General features: G+C 58.8%; 23 protein-coding genes. 18 read left to right on the top strand and 5 right to left on the bottom strand.

Going from position 1 to position 25,422, the window contains the following annotated elements; genetic code table 11:
* Positions 1-13: 13 nt before the first annotated feature.
* Positions 14-1,111, bottom strand: coding sequence for a glycolate oxidase subunit GlcE (gene glcE / locus IE061_RS04140; protein ID WP_193461043.1), 1,098 nt, complete (start codon positions 1,109-1,111; stop codon positions 14-16).
* 17 nt (positions 1,112-1,128) lie between these two features.
* Positions 1,129-2,628: a glycolate oxidase subunit GlcD gene (glcD, locus tag IE061_RS04145; RefSeq protein WP_039175374.1), complete on the bottom strand. Its 1,500-nt coding sequence runs from the start codon at positions 2,626-2,628 to the stop codon at positions 1,129-1,131.
* A gap of 212 nt (positions 2,629-2,840) precedes the next feature.
* On the opposite strand from glcD, the gene glcC reads away from it, so the two are divergent.
* Positions 2,841-3,617, top strand: coding sequence for a transcriptional regulator GlcC (gene glcC, locus IE061_RS04150; RefSeq protein ID WP_084123720.1), 777 nt, complete (start codon positions 2,841-2,843; stop codon positions 3,615-3,617).
* A 13-nt stretch (positions 3,618-3,630) separates the two neighbouring features.
* On the opposite strand, the gene IE061_RS04155 is transcribed toward glcC, so the two are convergent.
* Positions 3,631-4,311 carry a GntR family transcriptional regulator gene (locus IE061_RS04155; RefSeq protein WP_039175376.1) on the bottom strand — a complete coding sequence of 227 codons (681 nt, stop codon included), beginning with the start codon at positions 4,309-4,311 and terminating at the stop codon, positions 3,631-3,633.
* A 233-nt stretch (positions 4,312-4,544) separates the two neighbouring features.
* On the opposite strand from IE061_RS04155, the gene IE061_RS04160 reads away from it, so the two are divergent.
* From IE061_RS04160 to IE061_RS04200, 9 genes are all read left to right on the top strand, one after another.
* Positions 4,545-5,018: a GlcG/HbpS family heme-binding protein gene (locus IE061_RS04160; protein ID WP_189462529.1), complete on the top strand. Its 474-nt coding sequence runs from the start codon at positions 4,545-4,547 to the stop codon at positions 5,016-5,018.
* 203 nt (positions 5,019-5,221) lie between these two features.
* Positions 5,222-6,199 (top strand): TRAP transporter substrate-binding protein, encoded by a 978-nt coding sequence (locus IE061_RS04165; protein WP_193461044.1) that lies wholly within the window; start codon positions 5,222-5,224, stop codon positions 6,197-6,199.
* A gap of 66 nt (positions 6,200-6,265) precedes the next feature.
* Positions 6,266-6,826 (top strand): TRAP transporter small permease, encoded by a 561-nt coding sequence (locus IE061_RS04170; RefSeq protein WP_039175383.1) that lies wholly within the window; start codon positions 6,266-6,268, stop codon positions 6,824-6,826.
* A gap of 9 nt (positions 6,827-6,835) precedes the next feature.
* Complete coding sequence (locus IE061_RS04175) at positions 6,836-8,119, top strand: TRAP transporter large permease (RefSeq protein ID WP_189462532.1); 1,284 nt, start codon at positions 6,836-6,838, stop codon at positions 8,117-8,119.
* A 10-nt stretch (positions 8,120-8,129) separates the two neighbouring features.
* On the top strand, positions 8,130-8,936 hold the full coding sequence (locus IE061_RS04180; RefSeq protein ID WP_039175386.1) for an enoyl-CoA hydratase: 807 nt from the start codon (positions 8,130-8,132) through the stop codon (positions 8,934-8,936).
* Between the two features lie 52 nt (positions 8,937-8,988).
* Positions 8,989-10,176, top strand: coding sequence for a CaiB/BaiF CoA transferase family protein (locus IE061_RS04185; RefSeq protein WP_039175388.1), 1,188 nt, complete (start codon positions 8,989-8,991; stop codon positions 10,174-10,176).
* A gap of 134 nt (positions 10,177-10,310) precedes the next feature.
* Positions 10,311-11,534: a pyridoxal-phosphate-dependent aminotransferase family protein gene (locus IE061_RS04190; protein WP_193461045.1), complete on the top strand. Its 1,224-nt coding sequence runs from the start codon at positions 10,311-10,313 to the stop codon at positions 11,532-11,534.
* Between the two features lie 16 nt (positions 11,535-11,550).
* Complete coding sequence (locus IE061_RS04195) at positions 11,551-14,574, top strand: FAD-binding and (Fe-S)-binding domain-containing protein (protein WP_193461046.1); 3,024 nt, start codon at positions 11,551-11,553, stop codon at positions 14,572-14,574.
* 28 nt (positions 14,575-14,602) lie between these two features.
* On the top strand, positions 14,603-15,127 hold the full coding sequence (locus IE061_RS04200) for a gamma carbonic anhydrase family protein (protein WP_039175395.1): 525 nt from the start codon (positions 14,603-14,605) through the stop codon (positions 15,125-15,127).
* A gap of 78 nt (positions 15,128-15,205) precedes the next feature.
* On the opposite strand, the gene IE061_RS04205 is transcribed toward IE061_RS04200, so the two are convergent.
* Positions 15,206-16,897 (bottom strand): L-lactate permease, encoded by a 1,692-nt coding sequence (locus IE061_RS04205; protein WP_039175398.1) that lies wholly within the window; start codon positions 16,895-16,897, stop codon positions 15,206-15,208.
* Positions 16,898-17,272: 375 nt separating this feature from the next.
* On the opposite strand from IE061_RS04205, the gene IE061_RS04210 reads away from it, so the two are divergent.
* The 3 genes from IE061_RS04210 to IE061_RS04220 all read left to right on the top strand — a co-directional run bounded on the left by IE061_RS04210 (position 17,273) and on the right by IE061_RS04220 (position 19,280).
* A complete protein-coding gene (locus tag IE061_RS04210) occupies positions 17,273-17,968 on the top strand; it encodes a glutathione S-transferase N-terminal domain-containing protein (RefSeq protein ID WP_193461047.1) in 696 nt (231 codons plus the stop codon).
* A gap of 88 nt (positions 17,969-18,056) precedes the next feature.
* Positions 18,057-18,746, top strand: a complete 690-nt coding sequence (locus tag IE061_RS04215) for a glutathione binding-like protein (RefSeq protein WP_039175401.1) — start codon at positions 18,057-18,059, stop codon at positions 18,744-18,746.
* Between the two features lie 177 nt (positions 18,747-18,923).
* Positions 18,924-19,280: a phasin family protein gene (locus IE061_RS04220; protein ID WP_016916200.1), complete on the top strand. Its 357-nt coding sequence runs from the start codon at positions 18,924-18,926 to the stop codon at positions 19,278-19,280.
* 62 nt (positions 19,281-19,342) lie between these two features.
* Here IE061_RS04220 and uraD read toward each other — a convergent pair whose 3' ends face one another.
* A complete protein-coding gene (gene uraD, locus IE061_RS04225) occupies positions 19,343-19,885 on the bottom strand; it encodes a 2-oxo-4-hydroxy-4-carboxy-5-ureidoimidazoline decarboxylase (protein WP_193461048.1) in 543 nt (180 codons plus the stop codon).
* Between the two features lie 124 nt (positions 19,886-20,009).
* On the opposite strand from uraD, the gene uraH reads away from it, so the two are divergent.
* From uraH to IE061_RS04250, 5 genes are all read left to right on the top strand, one after another.
* Entirely contained in the window at positions 20,010-20,363 is a 354-nt protein-coding gene (gene uraH, locus IE061_RS04230; protein ID WP_096921438.1) for a hydroxyisourate hydrolase, read from the top strand.
* An 11-nt stretch (positions 20,364-20,374) separates the two neighbouring features.
* Entirely contained in the window at positions 20,375-21,574 is a 1,200-nt protein-coding gene (locus tag IE061_RS04235) for a urate hydroxylase PuuD (protein WP_193461049.1), read from the top strand.
* A 24-nt stretch (positions 21,575-21,598) separates the two neighbouring features.
* Complete coding sequence (locus tag IE061_RS04240; RefSeq protein ID WP_096921436.1) at positions 21,599-22,315, top strand: GntR family transcriptional regulator; 717 nt, start codon at positions 21,599-21,601, stop codon at positions 22,313-22,315.
* A gap of 458 nt (positions 22,316-22,773) precedes the next feature.
* On the top strand, positions 22,774-24,411 hold the full coding sequence (locus IE061_RS04245; protein WP_096921435.1) for an ABC transporter substrate-binding protein: 1,638 nt from the start codon (positions 22,774-22,776) through the stop codon (positions 24,409-24,411).
* 53 nt (positions 24,412-24,464) lie between these two features.
* The gene (locus IE061_RS04250) at positions 24,465-25,418 is read left to right on the top strand and encodes an ABC transporter permease (protein ID WP_039175412.1); all 954 of its coding nucleotides are present in this window, start codon (positions 24,465-24,467) and stop codon (positions 25,416-25,418) included.
* Positions 25,419-25,422 lie beyond the last annotated feature (4 nt).

Below are 25,422 nucleotides of genomic sequence, written 5' to 3' on the forward strand. Positions count from 1 at the left end.
TCAGCTCTCCTGATTAAAATGCCGCATAAAGACGACCAGGATTGAAAATGCCGTAGGCATCCAGTTCGGTCTTCAGGTTGCGATGATACTTTTCCACGACTGAATTCAGTGGCGTGAACGGTGACTCCGCACCGCCCTGATGATGCGGGGTGTAGCAGGTGGCGTGGCCGCCTGCCTGCTGGCAGGCATCGCGCAGGGTTTGCGCGGGCAGTGGGGTTTTCACCCAGCGCTGGCTGCCGCCCCAGTCGTAGAAGATATCGCTTTCATCGACGGCCAGTGCCAACGGCGGTGTATGGGGTGGTAGCGACAGGCGCCACAGAGCTTGGCCCTCGGCCAGGTTGAAAAAGGCGTGCTGCAGGTCGCGTAGCTGCTGCCAGAAGTCTGCCGAGAGGGCGTCGCCGCCCAGCCGCTCTTTGGTCGCCTTGACCGAGCTTTCGCCGCCTTCCAGGCGAATGAACAGCTCGCCCGCGTGCCAGGCCGCGGCGGTGATCGGCAGCGGCTGGCGGCCCAGCTCGGAGAGCTTCGCCAGGGCGTCTTCCAGACCCATGGAGAGGCGCAGGCTATGGCTGGCGGTGGGAATCGGCAGCACCTTGAAAGAGATATCGGCCAGTACGCCCAGCGTGCCCTGGGCGCCGGTCATCATGCGGGAGAGATCGTAGCCCGCCACGTTCTTCATGACTTCGCCGCCAAAGCGCAGCAGTTTGCCTTCCTGGGTGATCACCCGGGTGCCCAGCACGAAATCCCTGGCAGCCCCGGCCCAGGGGCGACGGGGGCCGGACATGCCGGTGGCGACAGCACCGCCAATGGTGCTGGCTTCGCCAAAGATCGGTGGCTCGAAAGGCAGCATCTGATGCTTCTCGGCAAGTGCTGCGTTCAGCGCGTCAAGCCGTGTGCCGGCCCGCACGGTCACCACCAGCTCCACGGGGTCGTAGGAGACGATGCCGCGATGGGCCGCGACATTGAGCTCCGCGCCTTCTACCGGGCGGCCATAGAAAGCCCGAGTGTTTCCCGCCACGATGCGTAGCGGGGTGCGCTCGGCGTAGGCGCTGCGCACCTGTTCGCACAGTTCAGCGGCGATATCCTGGTCAGCGTGTATCGCTAGTTCGGTCATGGTCGGTCCTTGTGGCATCAGAAGCGTGGCAGCTCCGGATGCGGTAACTCGTTGTTATGTACATGCATGGCGCCAAATTCGGCGCAGCGCGCCAGGGTCGGAATGTTCTTCCCCGGGTTGAGCAGCCGTTGCGGGTCGAAGGCCGCTTTCAGAGCGTGAAAGACCGTCAGTTCGTCGGGCTGAAACTGGCTGCACATCTGATTGATCTTCTCGCGCCCTACGCCGTGCTCGCCGGTAATCGAGCCTCCTGCGGCAACGCACAGCTCCAGAATCTTGCCACCGACGTCTTCCGCCAGGGCCAGCTCACCCTCTTTGTTGGCATCGAACAGAATCAGCGGGTGCATATTGCCATCGCCCGCGTGAAACACGTTGGCCACAGCCAGGCCACTCTCCTCGGAAAGCGCGGCAATGCCCTTGAGTACCCGGGGCAGCTCGCGGCGGGGAATGGTGCCATCCATGCAGTAGTAGTCCGGTGACATGCGGCCTACCGCCGGGAAGGCGTTCTTGCGCCCGGCCCAGAATTTGGCGCGCTCGGCTTCGTCCCGGGCCTGTTGAATATGGGTGGCCCCGGCCGTTTCCAGTACGCGGCGAACGGTCTCGCAGTCGTCGTCCACGTCTGCTTCGACGCCGTCCAGCTCGCAGAGCAGAATGGCTTCGGCATCCACTGGATAGCCCGCCTTGATGAAGTCTTCTGCGGCCTGAATGGCGAGCTTGTCCATCATTTCCAGGCCACCGGGAATGATCCCTGCGGCAATGATGTCACCCACTGCGCGGCCTGCCTTTTCGATATCGTCGAAGCTGGCCATGAGGACCTTGGCGGTTTCCGGCTTGGGCAACAGCTTGACGGTAATCTCCGTGACCACCCCTAGCATGCCTTCGGAGCCATTCATCAGCGCGAGCAGATCAAAGCCTGGCGCATCCAGCGCTTCGGAGCCCAGCGTCATGTGCTCGCCTTCGATGGTCAGTACGTCCACGCGCAGCACGTTGTGAACGGTCAGGCCATACTTGAGGCAGTGCACGCCGCCGGCATTTTCGGCGACGTTACCGCCAATGGAGCAGGCAATCTGGGAAGACGGGTCGGGCGCGTAATACAGGCCATAGGGTGCCGCTGCCTCGGAAATCGCCAGGTTGCGAACGCCGGGTTGTACCCTGGCCAGACGGGCATCGGGGTCGACGCTGATGATCTGATTGAAGCGCGACATGACCAGCAGCACACCTTGTTCCAGGGGCAGGGCGCCGCCGGAAAGCCCGGTGCCCGCGCCGCGGGTCACCACCGGCACGCCCAGGGCGTGACAGCGCTTGAGCAGGCCTTCCACCTGGGCCAGCGTTTCCGGCAGGGCGACCAGCATGGGCAGCACCCGATAAGCCGCCAGGCCATCGCATTCGAATGGGCGCAGGTCTTCTTCGCGGTGCAGCAGGGTCAAGGTAGGCACAGCGCTTTGCAGGTCGCTGAGCACTTCGGCTTTATCACGGTGGACGAGCTCGCCATCAAGGCGCTCGTCGAACAGGATATTCATCGCGACATCCTTCATTTTTATCGTTGAACAGAGCAGCAGGTCGCCGCCGCTTGACGCCAATCTGAGCTTTTTTCAGGCGCCTGTCCAGCCTGTGGTGCAGTGGTCTGACCAGTAATTGGTCGATAGTCGCAAGGTTCGTGGCATACTCACCCCAAGCAGCTACTTGGTCTTACCGCCAGGAGGCGTTGTGGCTCAAGCAGAGAGGAGGGCAAGTGGTACTCAACAACGATGACATCGCCATGGGCAAACGCACGCCCGAGCACGTGGCGGCCAAGCTGGAAGAGCTGATTCTCGAGGGAGTCTTTCGACCGGGGCAACTGCTGCCTTCCGAGCGGCGGCTATGTGAGCGTCTGGGTGTTTCTCGTGCCTCCCTGCGTGAGGGGCTGAGGATCTTGCGCAGCAAGGGCATCATCAACACTCGCCAGGGCCATGGTTCCACCGTGGCGTCGCTGTTGCCGAGCCAGCACCAGAGCCCGCTGATGCATCTGTTCCGTGACCATCCGCGGACGCTGTTCGACCTGCTGGAAGTGCGCGCGCTGCTGGAGGGCGAGTCTGCCTATCTGGCGGCTCGGCGTGGCACGTCCATGGACCGCGTGCTGATCACACGCCGCTATCGTGAGATGGCCGAATACGCTGCCCAGACGGATACCCTGGAAGTCGAGCAGTTGGCGCGGCTGGACCACGCGTTTCATCTGGCCATCTCCCAGGCCTCCCACAACCCCGTGCTGGTGCATACGCTGCAAGGGTTGACCGATCTGCTGCTCAGCTCGGTCTTTGCATCGGTCAAGCACCTCTACCACCGGCCCGGGCCCAGAGAAATGATCAATCAGCAGCACGCACGCCTGCATGACTCGGTAGTCAGCGGCCACGCCGAGCAGGCGCGGCAGATTGCGCTGGAGCACCTCACCAGCATCAGTGAACTGCTGAGAGAGCTGGAGGCGGAGCACGATCGCCTGGAGCGCTCCGCCATGCGTCTGGAACAGTGGTAGTGAAGGGTGCGGGTTAGCAGTTGGCTACGTTGAGGCTGTCATCCTCGATGACCCCCGCCAGGGTGGCGACTTCGAGCTTGTTGCACAGGTGATCGCGCAGAATCTGCCCTAGCCGAGGGCTATCGCGTGCTTCGAGCGCTTCGATCATGTTTTCGTGGTCCTGTACGGCCTGGCGCCAGAACTTCTGAGTCATCTTCTTGGAGTAGCGGACCCGTTTCACCCGCTGGCTGAGATTGCTGTACATCTCCTGGAGCACTTCATTGCGCGACGCTGCCAGGATGCTTTCGTGTATCTGCTGGTTGACGATGAAATAGCTCGCCAGATCGCGTTGATGGTAGTGCTCCAGCATGGTGTCGTGCAGTTTGCGCACCGCTTTGATTTCGGCATCGCTGATATGTTGGCAGGCGAGTTCACCTGACAGCCCTTCCAGAGCCGCCATCAGGTCGTAGGTATCCTTGACCTTTTTGAACGTCAAGCGCACGACACGCGCGCCACGGTTGGGCAGCAGTTCGATCAACCCTTCGGTGGCCAATACTTTCAGGGCCTCCCGCAGGGGCGTGCGCGATACGCCGAACCGTTCGCACAGCTGTTTCTCTGAAATACGCTCACCAGGCGCAAGCTCGCCATGTTCGATCAGCTCGCCGATGCGATCAGCGACTTCGCGATAGAGGTTTCGCTGCAGGATTTTAGTCATGGTGCTGTCCCTTTTGGTAAGCCCGCCTGTTGCTCCCCAAGCGGTTGGTCATGCGGCGCGTCATGCCAAGCCCAGTAGGGGTTTACAGGCAGTAACGCTTTACAGACATAGTGACGCTTCTTTGTATGATCTGCAAAAGTAATTATGAATGCAGTTTGCTGTCTGGGCTATTCTCAAAAAGCCGTCGCAGCAGGGCGGCGATCCATCATTCAACAATAAACAGGAGCTGAGCCATGGCGGGAAGTGTATTTACGTGCAGCGTGCAGCTTGGACGAGAGCAGGCAAGGCGCATCGTGGACGGTGCCATACAGCAGGCGCGGGGGGCTGAACTCACGCCACTGACCATCGTGGTATTGGATGCGGGAGGGCATGTGGTATGTGCCGAGCGCGAGGATGGATGCGCGCCATTGCGCTTTCCTGTCGCCCAGGGCAAGGCATACGCAGCAATCGGCATGGGAATCTCGAGTGGCATCATCGGCGAGCGAAACAGCGAGCGGCCTGCCTTTTTGGCCAGTGTGGCGGCGGCCTCTGGGGGGCACTTCGTTCCGGTTGCCGGCGGGGTACCGATTCTGGATGCCCAGCAACGTGTGGTGGGGGCCGTGGGGGTGAGCGGTGCCTCTTCTGATGAAGATCAGCAGGCAGCCATTGCCGGTATCGAGGCGGCGGGTTTGCACTGGGGGTTGGCGCCAGGAGGGGAGCCGCGCTGAAAAAATGCGCAACGTTCGTACGAGCAGTGCCTGTCAGGCGCTGCTTTTTTTTGCCCGTCATCGCCATAAATGCCTGCTTATTCAGAGCATTGAAATTTCGCAAAGCGGCTCGATACGAAAGTTTAATACCTAATTTTGAATTTTGAATTCAAATTGAGTGGGTGAAGATTCAATAACAACAACGGTTCACTTGGAGCACTCCCATGAAATTCATCAAAACAGCTTTTTTGGCAACGGCCGTGACCCTGGGGCTGAGCGCCTCGCTGGCGCAGGCCAACGTCGAGGTACGCCTTGGGCATGTAGGCGGGCCAGGATCCCTGTTCGAAATCACGGCCAACCGCTTTGCGGAGCTGGCCAATGAACGCCTCGACGGTATTGCGGAGGTGAACGTCTACGGCAACAGCCAGCTAGGCAGCGACGAATCCATGATGCGTCGCCTGCGCCTGGGGTCACTGGATCTCTCCATTCCCTCGACGGTCATGAGTTCGGAGTCAGAGCAGTTTGCGCTGTTCGAAATGCCTTACCTGATCGAAGACCGCGAGCACATGAAGCGAGTGCGCGACGAGGTAGTGCGTGGCCCCCTGTATGAGGCAGCCGAAGCGCGTGGCTTCAGAATCATTGGCGTGTGGGAAAACGGTTTCCGCCAAATCACCAATAACGTTCGCCCCATTACCGTGCCCGAGGATCTACGCGGTATCAAACTGAGAACGCCCAGCGGTGTGTGGCGGATAGAGATGTTCCGCAGCTATGGGGCTGCGCCTTCCCCGATGTCCCTCTCCGAGGTGTTCGTCGCCCTTCAGACGGGTGCGATGGATGGCCAGGAGAATCCCCTGATTCAAACCTTCTCCTCTCGCTTTCATGAAGTTCAGGACTATTTGTCCATCTCCAATCACGTCTATACCCCTGCCTACCTGACGGCTGGCGCAAGCTGGAATCGGCTGCCGGAAGAAGTACGCACGGTCTTGCAAGAAGTCGCGCTGGAAATGGAAGACTTTGCCTTGGAAGAGGGCCAGCGCCTCGATGACGAGACCCTGGTGCGCATGCGTGATGCCGGTATGGAAGTCAATGAAGTGGACTTCGATGCTTTCGTTGAGGCCTCTCAATCCATCTACAACAAGTTCGCAAGCGATGTTGCCGGTGGTCAGGAAATGCTGGACTCCGTTGCCGCCCTGCGTGAGTAACGTCGCCACCATTTCTTGGAGGCGGCTGCCCTTGTCGGCGGACGCCTCTACCAACAGGAGGTTTCAATGAGCACTTATACCAAGTTCAAGAACGCCTACTTTGCGTTTCTTGAAGGCATCGTGGTGGTGCTGGTGATTGCGTTGGCCGGGGTCGTCACGATTGGCTTCGTTTCTCGTTACCTGGGTTCTCCGCTGAGCTGGTACGACGAGCTGGCGGCCGTACTGCTGGCATGGGTGACCTATTACGGCGCTGCCCTGGCGGCTGCAAAAGGGGCGCATATCACTTGCCCCAGCGTGCTGAACATGTGCCCTCCGGCGGTACGGGTGCCCGTTGCCCTGCTGGCCGAAGCCATCACGATTGGTTTCTTCGTCTTTCTAGGGTTGGCGAGCTACCAGGTCATGATGATTCTGGAAGGCATGAACATGGTGAGCCTGCCGTCCATTTCCATGCAGGTGACTCAGTCCGCCATTCCCATCGCTTCTGTCCTGTTCATTATCGCCGAGCTGCTGCGGCTGCCCGATATTTTGAAAAGTGCCCGAGGCAAAGGCTTTGTGGACCATGAGCTTGAAGAGGTCGGCATCGATGCCGATGAGGTCGAAGCCGTCAGCACACAGCAGCGGGGATAAGTAACCATCATGATCATTCTCTATATCTTCATTGCTCTGATCGCGCTGATCTTGATCAATGTGCCAGTGGCGGTCGCTCTGGCGTTGGTAGGGACGATAGCCACCTTCATCACCTACGGCAGCATGGCGATGCCGACGGTGGGTATGACGATGTTCGAGGGGGCAACCAACTTTCCGTTGATCGCCATCCCGCTGTTCATTCTGGCAGGTGCCATCATGAACGCCTCCAGCATCTCGCGACGCTTGATCGATCTGGCCATGGCCATGGTGGGGTTCATCAAGGGTGGCCTGTCGATGGTGACCATCGGTGCGTCGGTGTTCTTTGCCGAAATTTCCGGGTCATCGGTAGCGGGCGTGTCGGCGATTGGCAGTATCTTGATTCCTGCCATGCGCAAGAAGGGGTACTCCAAAGAGTTTGCCGCCTCGATTTCCTCTTCGGCGGCCAGTCTGGCAATTATCCTTCCGCCTTCCATACCCATGATTCTGTACGCGGTCATGTCGGGGGAGTCGGTCGTTCAGATGTTCGTGGCCGGTATCTTTCCTGGCCTGCTGGGGGCGATGGGCTTGGCGGCCATGTGCTACTACCTGGCGCGTAAGTACAACTTCCCCTCTGAAGGTCGTTTCCGGGTGTCGCAACTCTGGAAGGCACTGAAAGAGGCCGTTTGGGCGCTGTTGATTCCGGTCATCATTCTGGGTGGGATTTTCGGCGGCTTCGTGACGGCGACGGAAGGTGCTGCGCTGGCAGTGTGTGTCGCTATCTTCATCAGTGCGGTGGTCTATCGCGAGTTTACCCTCAAGAACTTCATCGACTCGTGCAAAAGCGCTGGTGTGCAAACTGCCGTCGTCATGCTGCTCGTGGCGGCGTCTGCGGTAGTGGGCGGGTATCTGACCGAAACCCGTATTCCTCAGGCCATTGCTTTGCAAATCAGCGACCTGACCAGCAACAAGTATGTGATCCTGGCACTGCTGAACATCATCTTCCTGATTCTCGGTGTGTTCCTGCACTCGGCAGCCGCCATCATTCTGGTCGTACCTATCGTGCTGCCGCTGGTACTGGAAGTGGGTATCGATCCGCTGCACTTCGGTCTGATCGTCACGCTGAACCTGGCCATCGGGCAGCAGACCCCGCCGGTTGCCAGCGTATTGATTGCGTCCTGCTCCATTGCGAAATCAGACATCTGGGCAACGTCCAAAACCAATCTCTGGTTCATTGCCGTGCTGTTCACGATTTTGATGATCAATACCTACATTCCTGCCTTTGCCTTGGCATTGGTCAACTTCATCTACGGATAAGGGGTGCTCCATGACACAGCAACTACAAGCACCCACCACCGATAGTCTGCGCTGCGAAGTGAAAGACGGTGTGGCCTGGTTAGGGTTCAACCGTCCGCAAAGCCGCAATGCCATGACGTGGGAAATGTACAACGCCTTGGAGTACTACTGCGACACGTTAGCCGACGATACCGATATCCATGCCCTGGTGCTTCACGGTGTTGGCGGGGAAGCCTTCGTGGCGGGTACCGACATCACCCAGTTTGCACATTTTGCGGAAGCGGAGGATGCCATTGGCTACGAGCGGCGCATCGACCGTGTGGTGGGCAAGCTGGAAACCTTTCCGAAACCCACGCTGGCGCTGATCGAAGGGGCCTGTGTAGGCGGCGGCGCGGCGTTGGCGCTGGTATGTGATTTTCGCTATGCCACCGACACGCTGAAATTTGGGGTGCCTATTGCCAAGACGCTGGGCAATACGCTCTCCATTACCAACGTGTCTCGGCTGGTGGATATGGTCGGTATCCCGCGCACGAAAGAAGTGTTGATGATGGCGAAACTGGTGACGGCAGAAGAAGCGCTGGGCGCGGGTTTGGTCAATCAGCTGTTCGATGGGGCGGACATCTACGCCGAAGTCGCCACCATTGCCGCCGAATTTGCCAAACGTGCACCGCTGACCCTGCAGGCCAGCAAGGCGCTGATCAATCGCGTGCAGGCCCAACGGCGGCTCCCGCCCGATGCCAGCGACGATTGGGTGGCCACTTGCTACCTGAGCCAGGATTTCTCGGCAGCGGTGAACAAATTCGTCAATAAAACGCCTTTTGAGTGGCGCGGCCAGTAAGGCTGCCGCTCTGCTCAGTAGATGCCTATCACAGGCTTGAGGAGGAAAGCGCATGCTTCCTTTACAAGATATAAAAGTCCTCGATGTATCACAGATCATGGCTGGTCCTTACTGCACCATGGTGCTGGCGGATATGGGTGCCGAGGTCATCAAGGTAGAGAAACTCAATGGCGGCGATGACAGCCGCCAGATGGGGCCATATGTGAACGGCGAGTCGACCTGCTTTTCGCAAATCAACCGCAACAAGAAAAGCATTTCACTCAACCTGAAAGACGAGCGTGCCCGCCAGATCTTTTATCGACTGGCAGCCGATGCGGATGTCATCGTCGAGAACTATCGGCCTGGGGTCACCCAGTCACTGTCGATCGACTACGACACCATCAAAGCCATCAATCCAGGTATCGTTTACTGCTCCATTTCGGGGTATGGCCAGACCGGGCCCTACAGCCACAAAGGCGGGTTCGATCTGGTGGCGCAGGGGATGACGGGGCTGATGTCGATGACCGGCGAAGCCGGGCGGCGCCCCTTGAAGACCGGCATCGCGGTCTACGACATTGGCGGTGGCATCACGGCGGTCTATTCGATTTTGGCCGCCCACATCCACAAGATGAAGACGGGGGAAGGGCAGCATATCGATATCGCCATTACCGAATGCGGGTTGCCCTGGTTTACCTGGGAAGCGGCAGCTTACTTCTCTGAAGGCACGGTGCCTGGCCCTACTGGCTGGCGCCATCGGGTGTCTGCGCCTTATCAGGCGGTGAAGGCCGAGGATGGTTATTTGATGCTGGGCTGCGCCAATCAACGGACCTGGGAGCGGTTTTGCGGCGATGTATTGAAACGGCCCGCGCTGATGGAAGACCCCCGCTTTCTGACCAACCATGATCGTGGCCAGCATGTGGATGAACTGGAGGCGCTGCTCGAAGAGCTGATGGCCCACCAGACCGTCGATGAGTGGCTGGCGCTGTGTGATACCGCCGGCGTACCGGCAGGGCCTATCAATGATTTCGCCCAGGCCATGCAGGATGAGCACTATCTGGCCCGTGGCATGGTGGAGGAGATGGATCATCCGGTGATCGGCAAAATGAAAACCATCGGTTTTCCCAGCAAGTTCTCACGTACGCCTGCCCAGATCCGTTCTGCAGCGCCGCTCTTTGCTCAACATACCGATGAGGTGCTCGAGCAATTGGGCCTGTCGGATGAAGAGCGCGACACGTTGCGTGCCGAAGGGTGCATAAAGTAGTTTTTTAAAAACATGGTTTGAATTCATTATCCAATTTAGTGCCGTGCTGTTTCGCGATAACCGCATCACAACAACCGCATCACAACAACCGCATTACAACAACTGCATTACAACAACAAAGAGGAAGCGACATCATGTTGAAGCTCGATTTTCACCCCTCCGGTCGTCATTTTCTGCAGATTCCTGGCCCATCGCCGGTGCCAGACCGCATTCTGCGCGCCATGAGCCTGCCAACGATCGATCACCGTGGGCCGGAGTTTGGCGCGCTGGGCCGTGAACTGTTGGCCAAGACCAAGCAGGTGTTCAAGACCGAACACCCGGTAGTGATCTACCCCGCCTCTGGCACGGGCGCCTGGGAAGCTGCGTTGGCCAATACCATGTCGCCTGGCGACCGGGTGCTGATGTTCGAAACGGGCCACTTTGCCACGCTATGGCACAAGATGGCGCTGCGCCTGGATCTGACGCCGGAATTCATTGGCCTGCCGGGGTATGAAGGCTGGCGCCAAGGCGTGCAAGCCCAGATGATCAAAGAGCGGCTAAAAGACGACCCTGAGCACGAGATCAAAGCGGTCTGTGTGGTGCACAACGAAACCTCCACGGGGGTCACCAGTGACATTGCGGCGGTTCGTCGAGCCATCGATGAGGCTAATCACCCGGCCTTGTTGATTGTGGATACCATTTCCGGGTTGGCCAGTGCCGATTACCGCCACGATGAGTGGGGCGTGGATGTCACGGTGTCCGGCTCACAGAAGGGCCTGATGCTGCCGCCGGGCATTAGTTTCAATGCGCTCTCACCCAAGGCGATCGAGGTGAGCAGGCAGGCCAAGCTGCCCAAGAGTTTCTGGGCCTGGGATGAAATTCTAGAAGCCAACCAGAACGGCTATTGGCCCTATACCCCCAGCACCAACTTGCTGTACGGCCTTAATGAAGCACTCGACATGCTGCTGGATGAGGGTATGCCACAGGTACTGGCCCGCCACCAGCGCTGGGCGGCAGGGGTGCGTGCGGCGGTACAAGCGTGGGGCTTGGAGATTCAGTGCCAGGACCCCGCGCTGTACTCGCCGGTACTCACAGGGGTGGTGATGCCGGAAGGCGTGGATGCGGATGCCGTGCGCAAGATCATCTATGAGCGTTTTGACCTGTCGCTGGGAATGGGCCTTGGCAAGGCGAAAGGCAAGATGTTCCGTATCGGGCACCTGGGGGATTGCAACGACCTGACCCTGATTGCCACGCTGGGCGGCTGCGAAGCGGGCATGAAGCTGGCAGGCGTTTCACTGCGCGGCAGCGGTGTCTTGGCAGCGTTGGAGTACTTCGCAGCGAACCCGTTGCAAGCTTCAAGCGACCATCAGGCGCTTTAAAAAGGGGAGGAGTGTCATGACGTCACTGACCAGCCAACATGCGCCAAGAGATGCCAAGATCAAGCCGATCAGCGGTCTGGCTGAACGGCTTTCACGAGAGCTCGCAGGCGATGTCTTATTTGATCAGGCGACTCGGGGGCGTTATGCCACTGACGCATCCATTTATCAGATAACCCCCGTTGGCGTGGTGATCCCACGCCATCAGGCAGATTTGAAAATTGCCCTGGACATTGCCCGTGATGCCCACGTGCCGGTGTTGGCACGTGGGGCAGGCACCAGCCAGTGTGGTCAAACCGTTGGTGAGGCATTGGTTCTCGATACCACGCGCTGGCTGAACCAAGTGGTGGAGTTCGACCCCGACGCACGCACCGTGGTGGTGGAGCCCGGCATGGTGCTGGATCACCTCAATGCTTGGCTCAAGCCCCACGGGCTGTGGTATCCGGTGGATGTATCCACCAGTGCCCAGTGCACCATTGGCGGAATGGCAGGCAATAATTCCTGCGGATCGCGCTCTATTTACTACGGCAACATGGTGCACAACGTCGAGGGCATCGAAGCCACCCTGGCCGATGGATGCGACGTGAATTTCAGCTTTGTGGATGGCTTTGCCGAGGGCTCACGGGAGCAGCAACTCGCCCAGCAGGTAAAAGCCATAGCCGAGCGGGTCGGCCATGATATTCGCGACCACTTTCCCAAAGTGTTGCGTCGCGTGGGGGGCTATAACCTCGACCTGTTCGACTGCCAAAACCCTATCCCTTATGACCCGAATGGGCGGGCGAATTTGGCGCACTTGCTCATTGGCTCTGAAGGGACGCTCGGGGTAAGCCGCCGTATCAAGCTGAAGCTGTCGCCGCTCCCCGAACAAAAAGTGCTGGGGGTCGTCAACTTCCCCACGTTCTACCAAGCCATGGATTTTACTCAGCATATCGTCAAGCTGGGGCCGATGGCGGTCGAACTCGTCGACCGCACGATGATCGAGCTCTCGCTTGAGAATCCGGCGTTCAGGCCGGTGATCGAAAAAGCGCTGATCGGCAAGCCGGAAGCCATTTTGCTCGTGGAGTTTGCCGGGCAAGACCGAGATGCCCAGCTTGAAGCGCTAGGCCGCCTGAATGAGTTGATGAGTGATTTAGGACTGCCCGGCAGCGTGGTGAATATGCCGGAGGCGGCCGAGCAGAAAGCGCTGTGGAACGTGCGCAAGGCTGGGCTCAATATCATGATGAGCATGAAAGGCGATGGCAAGCCGGTCTCTTTCATCGAAGATTGCGCCGTTCCCCTCGAGCACCTTGCCGAGTACACCGCAAAGCTCACCGAGGTGTTCAATCGCTATGGCACGGAGGGCACCTGGTACGCCCATGCGGGGGTCGGCACGCTGCACGTTCGCCCCATTCTGGACATGCGCCGCGACGGGGCGCAAAAAATGCGTGAAATCGCAGAGCTGGCCTCTGCGCTGGTGCGTGAGTACAAGGGCGCGTACTCGGGTGAGCACGGCGACGGTATTTGCCGTGGCGAGTGGGTTGCTTGGCAGTTTGGCGAGACCATCAATGACGCTTTCCGCGAAGTGAAACAGCTCTTTGATCCGCAGAACCTGCTCAATCCTGGAAAAATCGTCGATACCCCGAAAATGGATGACGAGCGCTACTTCCGGTTTCCCTCCACCTATCAGCGTATTCCGATGACGCCGGTATTCGATTGGTCCTCCTGGAACGTGAAGCGAGATCCGCTCACGGGGGAGCAGACGCCTCCTGGCAGTGCCGGAGACACCACCCATGGCTTGGCCATGGCGGTCGAGATGTGCAACAACAACGGCCACTGTCGCAAGTTCGATGCAGGCACCATGTGCCCAAGCTACCGCATCACCAAAGAAGAGCAGCACCTGACCAGGGGTAGGGCAAACACGCTTCGGCAGGTGCTCTCGGGGCAGTTGGGGGATGAAGGACTTGCCAGCGATGAGGTGAAAGAGGCGCTGGATCTATGCGTTTCCTGTAAAGGGTGCAAGCGCGACTGCCCCACGGGCGTTGATATGGCCAAATTCAAGATAGAAGCACGGGCGGCTCGGGTGCGCGCCAAAGGCCTCACGTTGCGTGATCGCATGGTTGGCGAAATGCCCCGTTACGCCCCTTGGGCTAGCCGGTTCTCAGGTTTGGTGAACGGTATCGAACGGGCTCCCTGGCTGGCGAAGCGCATCAAGCAGGCGCTCAAGCTGGCCCCGAAAAGAGCGCTTCCCGCGTTTAACGGCAACTTTCTGGCGACGGCGGACTCTTCGTCAACCGCTGAGAGGCCAATTGCAGAGAGGTCAATTGCAGAGAAAGAAGTCCTGCTGTTTGTGGATACCTTCAATAACTACATGGAGGGCGACAATGCGTCCGCTGCCAAGCGAGTGCTGGAAGCCGCTGGCTATCGCGTGCATCTCAATGTGACCCAAGGCCAGCGGCCGCTCTGCTGTGGCCGCACCTACCTCTCTTCGGGCCAGTTCGAGAAAGCCAAGGCCGAGGCACAGCGCACGCTGGACTTCCTGATGCCGTTCGTGGAGCGTGGCGTGGCCGTGGTGGGGTTGGAACCCTCATGCTTGCTCAGCATGCGTGATGAATTCTTGCAGTATGGCTTTGGTGAACAGGCGCAGGCACTGTCGGAAGCTGCCTATCTGTTTGAGGAATTTTTGCTACATGCTCACTCGACAGGAGAGCTGTCGTTAACGCTCAAGCCCATGGAAGGCCGGCGCGTGATGCTGCATGGGCACTGCCACCAGAAAGCGTTTGATGCGTTGCGCCCGGTAGAGCAGGTGCTGAACTGGATTCCTGGCGTGTCAGTCGAGACGATCGAGTCGTCCTGCTGCGGCATGGCGGGCAGCTTTGGCTATGAAGCCGAACACTACGAAGCCTCGATGAAAATGGCAGAGCTGACGCTGTTGCCTGCCGTGCGAAGCGCAAACAAGGAGGCGGTGTTAGTGGCCGATGGCACCAGCTGTCGTCATCAAATTCAGGATGGCAGCGGGCGCGAAGCGATTCACGTTGCTCGCCTGCTGGCTCAGGCGCTAGCCTGATAGCGACAACCAACAAAAGGAGCGTTACGTGGCCATCTATCAATTTGGCGAGCATCAGCCCGCTATTCATGAAGACGTATACATTGCCGACACGGCGGACGTCATCGGTCAGGTTACCCTGAAGGCACGCGCCAGCGTGTGGTATCAGGCGGTACTGCGCGGCGACAGCGATCATCTGGAAATCGGTGAAGAGAGCAACATTCAGGATGGCGCCGTGCTGCACGCGGACCCCGGCTACCCGCTGAAGGTGGGAAAAGGGGTGACCGTCGGGCACCAGGCGATGCTGCATGGCTGTACCGTGGGGGATGGCTGCTTGATCGGCATTCAGGCGGTAGTGCTCAACGGCGCCGTGATTGGCGAGAACAGCCTGGTAGGCGCGGGAGCCTTCATCAAGGAAGGGGCGGTCTTTCCGCCAAACTCGTTGATTGTCGGCTCACCTGCCAAAGTGGTCAGGGAGCTGTCGGCAGAGGCGGTGGAAGCGCTGAAGCTGAATGCACAAAGCTATGTGATACGGGGCAAGCAGCACGCTGACTCGCTCAAGCGCATCGATTGAGCCTGCCTGTACCTGAAAACGCCCACCCCCAGGCGTGGCCTAGGGGTGGGAGAGGGTGTCTGAGCCCAGCTGAGGTTGTTACATCAGCGGATCAGTGATACCCAGCACATAGAACGCGACCAGCGCGATGATACCGGTGAATACCAGGTAGTAGATGGTCGGAATGATCGTTTTACGAATCGTGGTGCCTTCGCGGCCCAGCAGGCCAACGGTTGCCGAGGCGGCGACCACGTTGTGAATCGCGATCATGTTACCCGCAGCAGCACCCACCGCCTGAAGCGCGACCATGACGGCCGTTGAGAGCCCCAGAGTTTGCGCAATGCTGAACTGGAACTCGGCCAGCATCAGGTTGGAAACCGTGTTGGAACCGGCGATGAAAGCACCCATGGCACCCACGGCGGGCGCAAAGAAGGGATAGACACCGCCAACGCTGTTGGCAACCGCCTGGGCCATCATGACAGGCATGGACACCAGGTCTGCGCCGTTGACGCCCGAGTTGATCAGGATACGCACCATCGGCACGGTGAACACGAGGACGAAACCCGCACCAAAAATGGTTTTGGTGGATTCCGAGACGGCTGCGCTCATCTGACGCGGGTTCATCTTGTGCAGGAAGTAGGTGATGAACACCACGGCCAGAATGATGCCGCCCGGCAGATAGAGCGGCTGTATGCCGCCGCTGACGCCTGCTTCACCGAAGATGTTGGCCCAGTTCAGGTTCACGGAAGTCAGCGCCACGCGCAGCGGCTCGATGGTGCGAGAGGCCACCAGGAAGAGCGCCAACAGCACATAGGGAATCCAGCCCTTGAGGGTCGAGATCGGTGCCTTGCCTGCGACATCGTCCAGCTTGATTTGCAGGTTGCCGATCCACTCGTCCGGCCAGGAGGTGGCTTCCGGGAAGTCCCAGGTGTCTTTCGGTAGCAGGAACCCTTTACGCGCAGCAGGAACGACAATGGCCAGGCCGACCATGGCACCGATCATCGAGGGGAACTCTGGCCCCAGGAAGACGCCTACCAGCATGTAAGGTACGACGAACGCGATGCCCGTGAAAATGGCGAACGGAGCAATGGACAGCCCCTCTTTCCAGGAGCGGTTGGCGCCAAAGAAGCGCACCATGATCAGCACCAGAATCAGCGGCATGAGAATACCCACGATGCCGTGAGTGATTGCCGTGGTGCTGGTGACCTGCTGGAAGAACGCTTCCCAGGTGGAGCCGTTGGCTTCCAGTTGCGCCGTGATGCCGGCACGGTCGAGGCCGCTGCCCACGCCCACCACAATCGGGGTGCCCACTGCGCCAAACGATACCGGGGTCGACTGAATCATCATGCCTACCACGACGGCCGCCAGCGCCGGGAAGCCCAGGGCGACCATCAGCGGTGCAGCCACCGCAGCGGGGGTGCCAAAGCCTGAGGCGCCTTCGATAAAGCAGCCAAACAGCCACGCGACGATCAGCGCCTGCACGCGGCGGTCCGGGCTGATGCCTGAAAAGCCGTTACGGATGGCCGTGATGCCCCCAGAGTGCTTGAGGGTGTTCAGCAGCAGGATGGCGCCAAAGATGATCCACAGCAGGCCAGCGGTCTGGATCAACCCTTGAACGGTGGATGCCGCGACACGGCTGAACGACATGTCCCATGCAGTCAGGCCGATAATGGCAGCGGTGAGGAAAACGATCGGCATCGCTATCTTGGCGGGAATCTTAAAGCCTATGAGCAATATCCCGGCCAGCAACAGCGGCAGAAATGCCAGAAGAGCTAGTATATTTTCATTCATGGGAGGAACGGCCCCTTGTTATTGATTTGGTGTGCTCCGCGAAAGCCAACGCATCATTTTCAATGATAGTTGGGACAGCGTGAAAGATACGGTCAGGCGCCTGGAATGACTATATTGGAAAATTGGTCTTACCAGTAAAAGGGGCTTTTTCGGCCGCGTATCGAGGCGTTTTTTTAATATCAAGTGACTGTTATTCATTGCTTTTTTAGCGCTGCAAAGAAGCGCCGAGTCGACACCGTTATTAGACTAATAGACAGTTCAGTCAAGGAGGAGAAAGGCAGTACACAGAGGAGGGATGTTCTAGGCCTATCGCGTATGCTGTGACGGCGTATAGTGTAGGTGCACTCTTTACCTCTTTTCAGGAGTCGTTCGACCATGGCCATCACGCTTTATGATTTGTGCGGTCGCGATGATCGCTTGAGATTTTCTCCCTACTGCTGGCGCGTGCGCATGGCGCTGGCCCACAAAGGGCTGGCATACACTACGGTGGCCTGGCGGTTTCAGCAGAAAGAGGCGCTGGCATTTGCCCACTACGACAAGGTGCCGGTGTTGACCGATGGCGATACGGTGGTCACCGACAGCTTCGACATCCTGCGCTACCTGGATACCACTTACCCTGAGGCTCCGGTGCTGGGCGATGGACTGGGCTTGCAGCGTGTCACGCTATTCAAGCAACTGGTGGACCGCAGCATTACGCCCGCGCTGTTTCGTATCGTGGTGCTGGATCTGCTGGAAGCCATCCACCCGGAGGATAGGGAGTACTTCCGCACCACCCGTGAAGCGCGCTTTGGGGCCAGCCTCGAGGCGGTTCACGACCCTGAGAAAGGCCGCCAGCAACTGCATCAGGCGCTGGTGCCCGTCAGTGCACAACTCAAGGAAACCCCTTTCCTCGATGGTGACTCCCCCGCTGGGGCAGATTACCTGCTGTTCGGCAGCATGATGTGGGCCTATAGCGTCTCGACCGAAACGCTGGTGGAGGAGCGTGACCCCGTGGCCGGCTGGTTCCAGCGCATGCTGGCGGTGCACGATGGCGTGGCGGGCAAGGCCATTACCATTCGTGATCTATACTAGGCTAAGCGGTACTCGCCGCTGACACTCACAGGCAACATGAAGGGGCAGGCCCTGTATGGGGACGCCCTTCATGGACAAGGAGATGGCAATGATTGACCTGTATTACTGGACAACGCCCAACGGCCACAAAGTCTCCATCATGCTTGAAGAAGCAAAGCTCGCTTATCGCGTAAAGCCCATCAATATCGGGCGTGGCGAGCAGTTCGACCCCGAGTTCCTGGCCATTGCGCCCAATAATCGTATTCCTGCCATCGTCGACCATGCCCCGCGCGACGGGGGGCAGCCCATGGCGCTGTTCGAGTCAGGGGCGATTCTGGAGTACTTGGCAGACAAGAGTGGCCAGTTCCTGCCAGCAGAAGGGCGCGAGCGTTATGTGGTACTGCAGTGGCTGCACTGGCAGATGGGTGGGCTAGGCCCCATGGCCGGGCAAAATCATCACTTCTGCCACTATGCGCCCCACAAGATCGACTACGCCATCGAGCGCTACGTGCGTGAAACCAATCGGCTTTATAGCGTGCTGGACCAGCGTCTTTCCCAGCAGCACTATGTGGGCGGCGACCGTTACTCGATTGCCGACATGGCCATCTACCCATGGATCGTGCCCTGGGAAAAACAGCGCCAGACCCTGGAGGAGTTTCCCGACCTGGAGCGCTGGTTCGAAGAGCTTTCCCAGCGTCCCGCCATTCGCAAAGCCTATGCATTGGTCGAGGATGTGAACCCCCAGGCAGGAGCGCCCATGGATGATCTGGCGCGTAAGCACTTGTTCGGAAACCGCTAATAATGATTAACCGCGAGTGAGTCATCGATAATGGCGATGCAGCGTGCATGAAGGTGAAAAAAATCATGTTGCGCTGCACAAAAAGCGCTGCTAGCTTTGATATTAGCAACGGCAACCGCCTATCAAGATGCGCCGTCGAGCGCATCGTACCGCTAGCTCACTCAAGGAGATTTAGTGATGAACAAGACAGCAGAAAAAACCAGCCAGCAGTTCGAGTCCGTGTTTGTTTCCCCCATGCGCTCTTACACACTGGCAGCGCTGGACTACTACGAGCAACTGGTCGGCGCTCAAATGGATGCTGCACGCGCCTATTCCGACATGACCATCGCCCAGGCGCGCACCTGGCTCGACGTCAAAGACGCCGATAGTTTCAAGAAAGCCATGGAAAGCCAGCAGAAAGCGGCCAGCGACATGATGGAGCGCATGAAAGGTGACTCCGAAAAAGTGACCTCTATCAGCCAGGGCTTCCTGCAGGAAAGTCAGAAAATGGCGGAAGAGACCACCAAGAAAGCAGCCGATACTGCCAAATCGTAACGGTTGCTCCATGAAAATGCCGCGCCCTGAAGCGCGGCATTTTTTTATCCGAAGAGCGGGCGTTAGGTGGCGTCGCCTGCACGCGCTCTCAGCCGAAACCGTGCAATCCTGATGATTTGCTCGATGGCCGTTTTTCTTTCTTGTACCGGATCGTTGTTCAACCGCTTTTCAAAGGCCTCCAGAATGGCATAGCGGTCCAGGCCCTTGACGGCAATCACGAAGGGAAAGCCAAATTTTTCCTGATAGGCGGCGTTCAACTGCTCGAAGCGGGCAAACTCTTCCGGTGAACACTGATCGAGCCCAGCACCGGCCTGTTCGCTGGTAGAGTCGTGGGTCAGCTCCCCGGCCAACGCGGCTTTGCCGGCCAGGTCAGGGTGTGCCTGAATGACGGCCGTCTGCTGCTCGGGAGATGCCTGTTGAAGCATCTTGCCCATCAGTTCGGCCAGCGCATCCGGGGCGTCGTGAGCCTCTTCCAGGCCGTGTTGCCAGGCAGCCTTGGCCACCCAGGGAGAGTGTTCATAGACATCGCCATAGTGGGCCACGAAGGTTTCCAGGCTGCTTTGGCTCGGGGCAGGGGACAGTCGCAAAGGCGTTTCAGTCGGCACAAGGGTTCTCCAAGCGTGCGAAAAGGGAATTGCTGTATACAATAAATAGCATCAACGGTACTCTTTGACCAATAGGTCAAACTTGCCAACAACACCAATAACCCTGCCAATATGAGGAGTGACGATGGGACGCTTGACTACCCACGTGCTGGATACCGCCAAAGGGCAGCCCGGTCAGGGCATCATCATCGAGGTCTTTCGGTTGACCGGTGGCCAGCGCGAGCCGTTAGCGACCACCGTCACCAACAGCGACGGCCGCTGTGATGCGCCGCTGTTGGAAGGCGAGGCGCTGACCGCTGGCGAATATGAGCTAGTGTTCCATGCGGGAGACTATCTACGCCAGCAGGGGGGCGAGGCTGCCGAGCCCCGCTTCCTGGACGTCATCCCGCTGCGCTTTGGCGTGGCCGATGCCAGCCAGCATTACCACGTACCGCTGCTGCTCTCGCCGTATGGCTACTCGACCTATCGCGGTAGCTGAGGGGGCTTCACATGCAAGCGTACACTATCGAATTTGCCAACCTGCTGCTGCGCTGGCTCCACGTGATCGCCGCCATTGCCTGGATCGGAGAGTCGATCTATTTCGTCATGCTGGATAACAGCCTGCGCACGCCCAAGGCTCAGGAAGATCGTGACAAGGGTGTGTTTGGTGAGATGTGGGCGGTGCATGGCGGTGGTTTCTATCATAACCAGAAATACGCCACGGCCCCTGCCAAACTCCCCAACGACCTGCACTGGTCGTTCTGGAAAGCCTACACCACATGGCTCTCTGGCTTTGCGCTGTTCGTCATTCTTTATATGGTCAATCCGGGTTTCTACCTGGTCAACCCCAACAGCAACTGGGCCTGGGCGGCCAACCTCACCGGATGGCAAGCCAACCTGCTGGCATTGAGCTTCCTGCTGGGCGGCTGGGTGGTCTATAACGAGCTCTGCAAGCGTATCAGCCCGGATATGCAACGTGACGGCCTGCTGAGCATTGCCGTGGCGGTGATGATGGTGGTCGTGGCGTATTTGAGCACCCAGATGTTCACCGGGCGGGCAGCCTTTCTGCTCACCGGGGCCGTCATGGCCACGGCCATGTCGGCCAACGTCTTCTTCTGGATCATTCCCGGCCAGCGCCGCATGGTCAAGGCCATGAAAGCCGGAGAGGCCCCCAACCCGCTAGACGGCAAGCGCGGCAAGCAGCGCTCGGTGCACAACACCTACTTCACGCTGCCGGTGGTGCTGCTGATGGTGAGTAATCACTACTCTTTTCTATACTCCCATGAGCAGGCCTGGATCGTCATGGCCCTGTTCATCTTTGCTGGCGCGTTGATTCGTCAGTTCTTCGTGCTGATGCATGCGGGCAAGGTCCAGCCTGCCTATCCTGCGATAGGCGTAGGGCTCATTCTGCTGGCGTTCTGGGTAGCGGCCCCCAGCCCGCGCGCCGCCGTGGAAAGTACCAGCGCGGCCCCCGACCAGGCCCAGATCACCGCTCTGGTGGAGCAGCACTGCACCCTGTGCCATGCGCGTAACCCTGAGCACGCCGGGTTCTCCGCGCCGCCTGCGGGCTACGCCTTCGATCACTGGGAAGAGATACTGGGCCACAAGGCACAGATTCAGCGGGTCGTCGCCACTCGCTACATGCCGCTGGGCAATATCACCAACATGAGTGACGAAGAGCGCGATATCATAGCGGCCTGGGAGGAGTAAAACGGTTCGCAGAGAGGAGACCCCATGAGCGAAGCGCAGACGGCGTTGAAACGGCGGCCCACGGAAAAAGAGGGTGACGAGCGCCACGAAGCCATTTACCGAGCAGTGAGCGATGCCATCGTGGAGCAACGCCTCAAGCCGGGTGCCCGGCTGCGCGAAGATGCCCTGGCAGAGGTGTTTGGCATCAGCCGCACGGGGATCCGTAAAATCCTGCAGCGGCTGGCGCTGGAGCAACTGGTGACTCTGACGCCGCGCCGTGGGGCCAGCGTGACGCGCCCTACTGCCGATGAAGCCAAGGACGTGTTCGATGCACGCCAGCTCATCGAGTGCGGCCTGATGCCCGACGTGGCAAGGCGCATGGATGCCAAGGCGGCTGCCGAGCTGCGAGACATGGCCAGGCAGGAGCGACAGGCCCTGCGCGGCGGCCAGCAAAGCGTGGCCATCCGTCTCTCGGCCGATTTCCACGTGCGCCTGGCGCAGCTCTCCGGCAACGCCACCCTGGCGGAATTCGTCGAGCGCCTCTGCTCGCGCTCTTCACTGATCCTCGCCGTATATGGTCATCGCGGCCACCTGGGCTGCGAGTCCCACGACCATGACGATCTGATCGGCTACCTGGAAGCAGGCAATGGCGAACGCGCCAAGGCCTTCATGAGCCGTCACCTCAAGGCCATCGAAGCGTCGCTGTCGATAGTCGAAGAGAAAAGTGATACGCCCGACCTGCGTGAAGTCTTTCGTCTTTGAACTCTATCACCGCAGGGCCTGATCACCGCAGTGCCGGGTAGGCGTCGAGTCGTTTTAAAGCCTGCTGGCGCTGTCCGTGATGCCATTTTCCTCGATGTGTGCTCATGAGTGGCCTTGAATGGGCTGCGTCGGCTGCGTCGGCTGCTGTGGCGCACTATTTTGGGTTGAACGCGTGCTCGCTTGCACCGTTGCAATGCCTTCAAGCCAACAGGTACAGCACAGGCGTCGCGCAGCAATAGCAGGATTGTGTTGTCTTTCATAAAAAGAGGGTCAGGAAGAACTCTCGCTAAATATCTCATGTATACGAAAAATATATTTTTTGTACATTGATTTTTGCTGCTTTTGGCACCGTTTTGATGGTTGGCCTCCTTTTTGGCACTCCTCTTGCACTACTTAAGCACGGTATAAGCATCAAGAGCTTTGCTTTCTGCTAAGTAAACAGTAAGGGGACGATTAAAATGGTATACAAGAAAATGGTGGCGACCCTGCGTTTCATGCATCAAACCCGACGTACCGCGCTGTTATCGCTGGGCGTAGCGCTTTTCGCAGCCCCAGCCATGTCGGACGAGCAAGTGCTGCGTATCGCGATGACGGCCTCCGATATTCCGCTGACGACCGGGCAGCCTGATAGCGGCTTCGAGGGTTATCGCTTCCTCGGTTACACCATCTATGATGCGTTGATCAACTGGGACATGTCCTCGGCAGAGGAGGTAAGTGGGTTGACGCCAGGGCTGGCGGAAAGCTGGGAGGTCGATGCGGAAGACCAGCGAGTGTGGGTTTTCAATCTGCGTGAGGGTGTGCTTTTCCATGACGGTAGTGAGTGGAATGCCGACGCTGCCATCTGGAACCTCGATAAAATTTACGATGAAGCGTCCGAGCAGTTCGATGCCCGCCAGGCAGGTAACGTCCGGGGCCGTATTCCTTCCATGGATGGCTACGAAAAAGTAGACGACTACACCATTCAGTTCACCACCAGCGAGCCAGATGCATGGTTCCCCTACCAGCTTTCCTTCCTGCTCTTCTCAAGCCCTGCGCAATGGGAAGCATTGGGCGGTGACTGGGATGCGTTTGCCAGCGCTCCTTCGGGTACAGGGCCTTTCAAGCTGACGCGCCTGGTGCCTCGCGAGCGTGCCGTGCTGGAACCCAACCTGGAGTATTGGGATGAAGCGCGTGTGCCTCGTTTGACACGACTCGAACTGATCCCGATGCCTGAATCCAGCTCGCGCACTTCCGCACTGCTCTCGTCGCAGGTCGATTGGATCGAGTCACCGGCGCCAGATGCCATTCCTCGTATGCAGTCTCAAGGTATGGAGATCACCAGCAACCCTTATCCGCACACCTGGCCTTATCAGTTCTCCATGCAAGAAGGCAGCCCCTGGCGTGATATCAACGTCCGCAAAGCGGCCAACTTGGCAGTGGACCGTGAAGGTCTGGAAGCCATGCTGGGTGGTTTGATGGTGCCCGCAGTGGGTATCGTGGCGCCTGATCATCCCTGGTATGGCGAGCCCACCTTCGAAACCCGCTACGACCCTGAAGAAGCCATGCGGCTATTGGCCGAGAGCGGTTTTGGCCCCGACAATCCCGTCGACATCAAAGTGCTCATTTCGACCTCCGGCTCCGGCCAAATGCAGCCCTTGGCCATGAATGAGTACATTCAGCAAAACCTTGCGGAGGTTGGTATCGACCTCGAGTTTGAAGTGCTGGACTGGGAGTCGTTATTTCCAAACTGGCGTCGTGGCGCTGCGGATGCCAGCAGTCGTGGAGCGCATGCGACCAACATCACCTTCGCCTGGTTGGACCCGTTCTCTGCTTTCTACCGCTTCATGCACTCTAGTATGGCTCCCCCCAATGGCTTCAACTGGGGCTATATGAATGACCCTGAATATGACCGTTTGCTGGATGAAGCGCGTGTCACCTTCGATCAAGCCGAGCAAGACGCCATCCTCGCCGAGTTCCATGCCCGCATGGTCGATGATGCCGCTTGGCTGTGGGTAGCCCATGACGTTGGCCCGCGCGCGATGCAGCCCCACGTCAAAGGGTTTGTTCAGGCTAAAAACTGGTTCCAGGACCTGACCCCCGTCTATATCGAGGAGTGAGTTATGCACGCGGAGTGGCTTGTCAGCCACTCCGCGCATAGCCAGGAGACACGATGAGCACCTACTTCCTCAAGCGAATTCTGTATGTCATTCCGATCACCTTGGCGGTGAGTTTTTTCTGTTTCTCATTGGTCCATCTGTCACCGGGCGACCCCATGGACGCCGTCGTCTCTCCCGATGCGCCCAGTGACGTCGTCGCGATGGTGCAGCGAGCCTACGGCTTTGACCGGCCATTGCCAGAGCAGTTTGGGCGTTGGGTGAGCCGAGCCGTGCAGGGTGACCTGGGCATGTCGGCCGCCAATGGCAGGGCAGTGACGACAGAAGTGTTCAGCGCCCTCAAAAACACCCTGTTGCTCGCCGCTGCTGCGTCAATGATTGGCTTTACCTTGGGGTGCACGTTTGGAGCACTCGCCGGCTATTACCAGGGGTCCATGCTTGACCGCATCGTGACGGGCGTTGCCGTGGGTGGCGTCAGTATTCCGCACTACTGGTTGGGCATGCTGCTGGTGATCATCTTTTCAGTGGAGCTGAGCTGGCTGCCTTCCTCCGGTGCAGGGCCGGGAAGCTCCAGCGATTGGAGTTTCGAGTGGGCCTACCTGCGCCACTTGATTCTACCTGCGGTGACGCTGTCGGTGATTCCCATGGGCGTCGTTACGCGCACGGTGCGAGCCATGGTGGCGGATATCCTGGCCCACGAGTTTGTTGAAGCGCTGCGCGCTAAAGGTTTGGCAGAGCGGCGTATCTTTTTGCATGTCATCAAGAATGTCGCGCCTACTGCGTTAGCGGTGATGGGGCTGCAGTTAGGGTATCTATTAGGTGGCTCAATTCTCGTCGAGACCGTGTTCTCTTGGCCTGGGACAGGGTTGTTGCTCAATAACGCTATTTTTCAGCGCGATTTGCCCATCTTGCAAGGCACGATTTTGATCCTGGCGTTGTTCTTTGTAGCGCTCAATTTAATGGTCGATCTCGTCCAGGCGCGCCTTGACCCACGTATTCAGCGCGGCTGATCGG

The organism is Vreelandella hamiltonii, assembly GCF_014651795.1.
Taxonomy (GTDB): Bacteria; Pseudomonadota; Gammaproteobacteria; order Pseudomonadales; family Halomonadaceae; genus Vreelandella; species Vreelandella hamiltonii.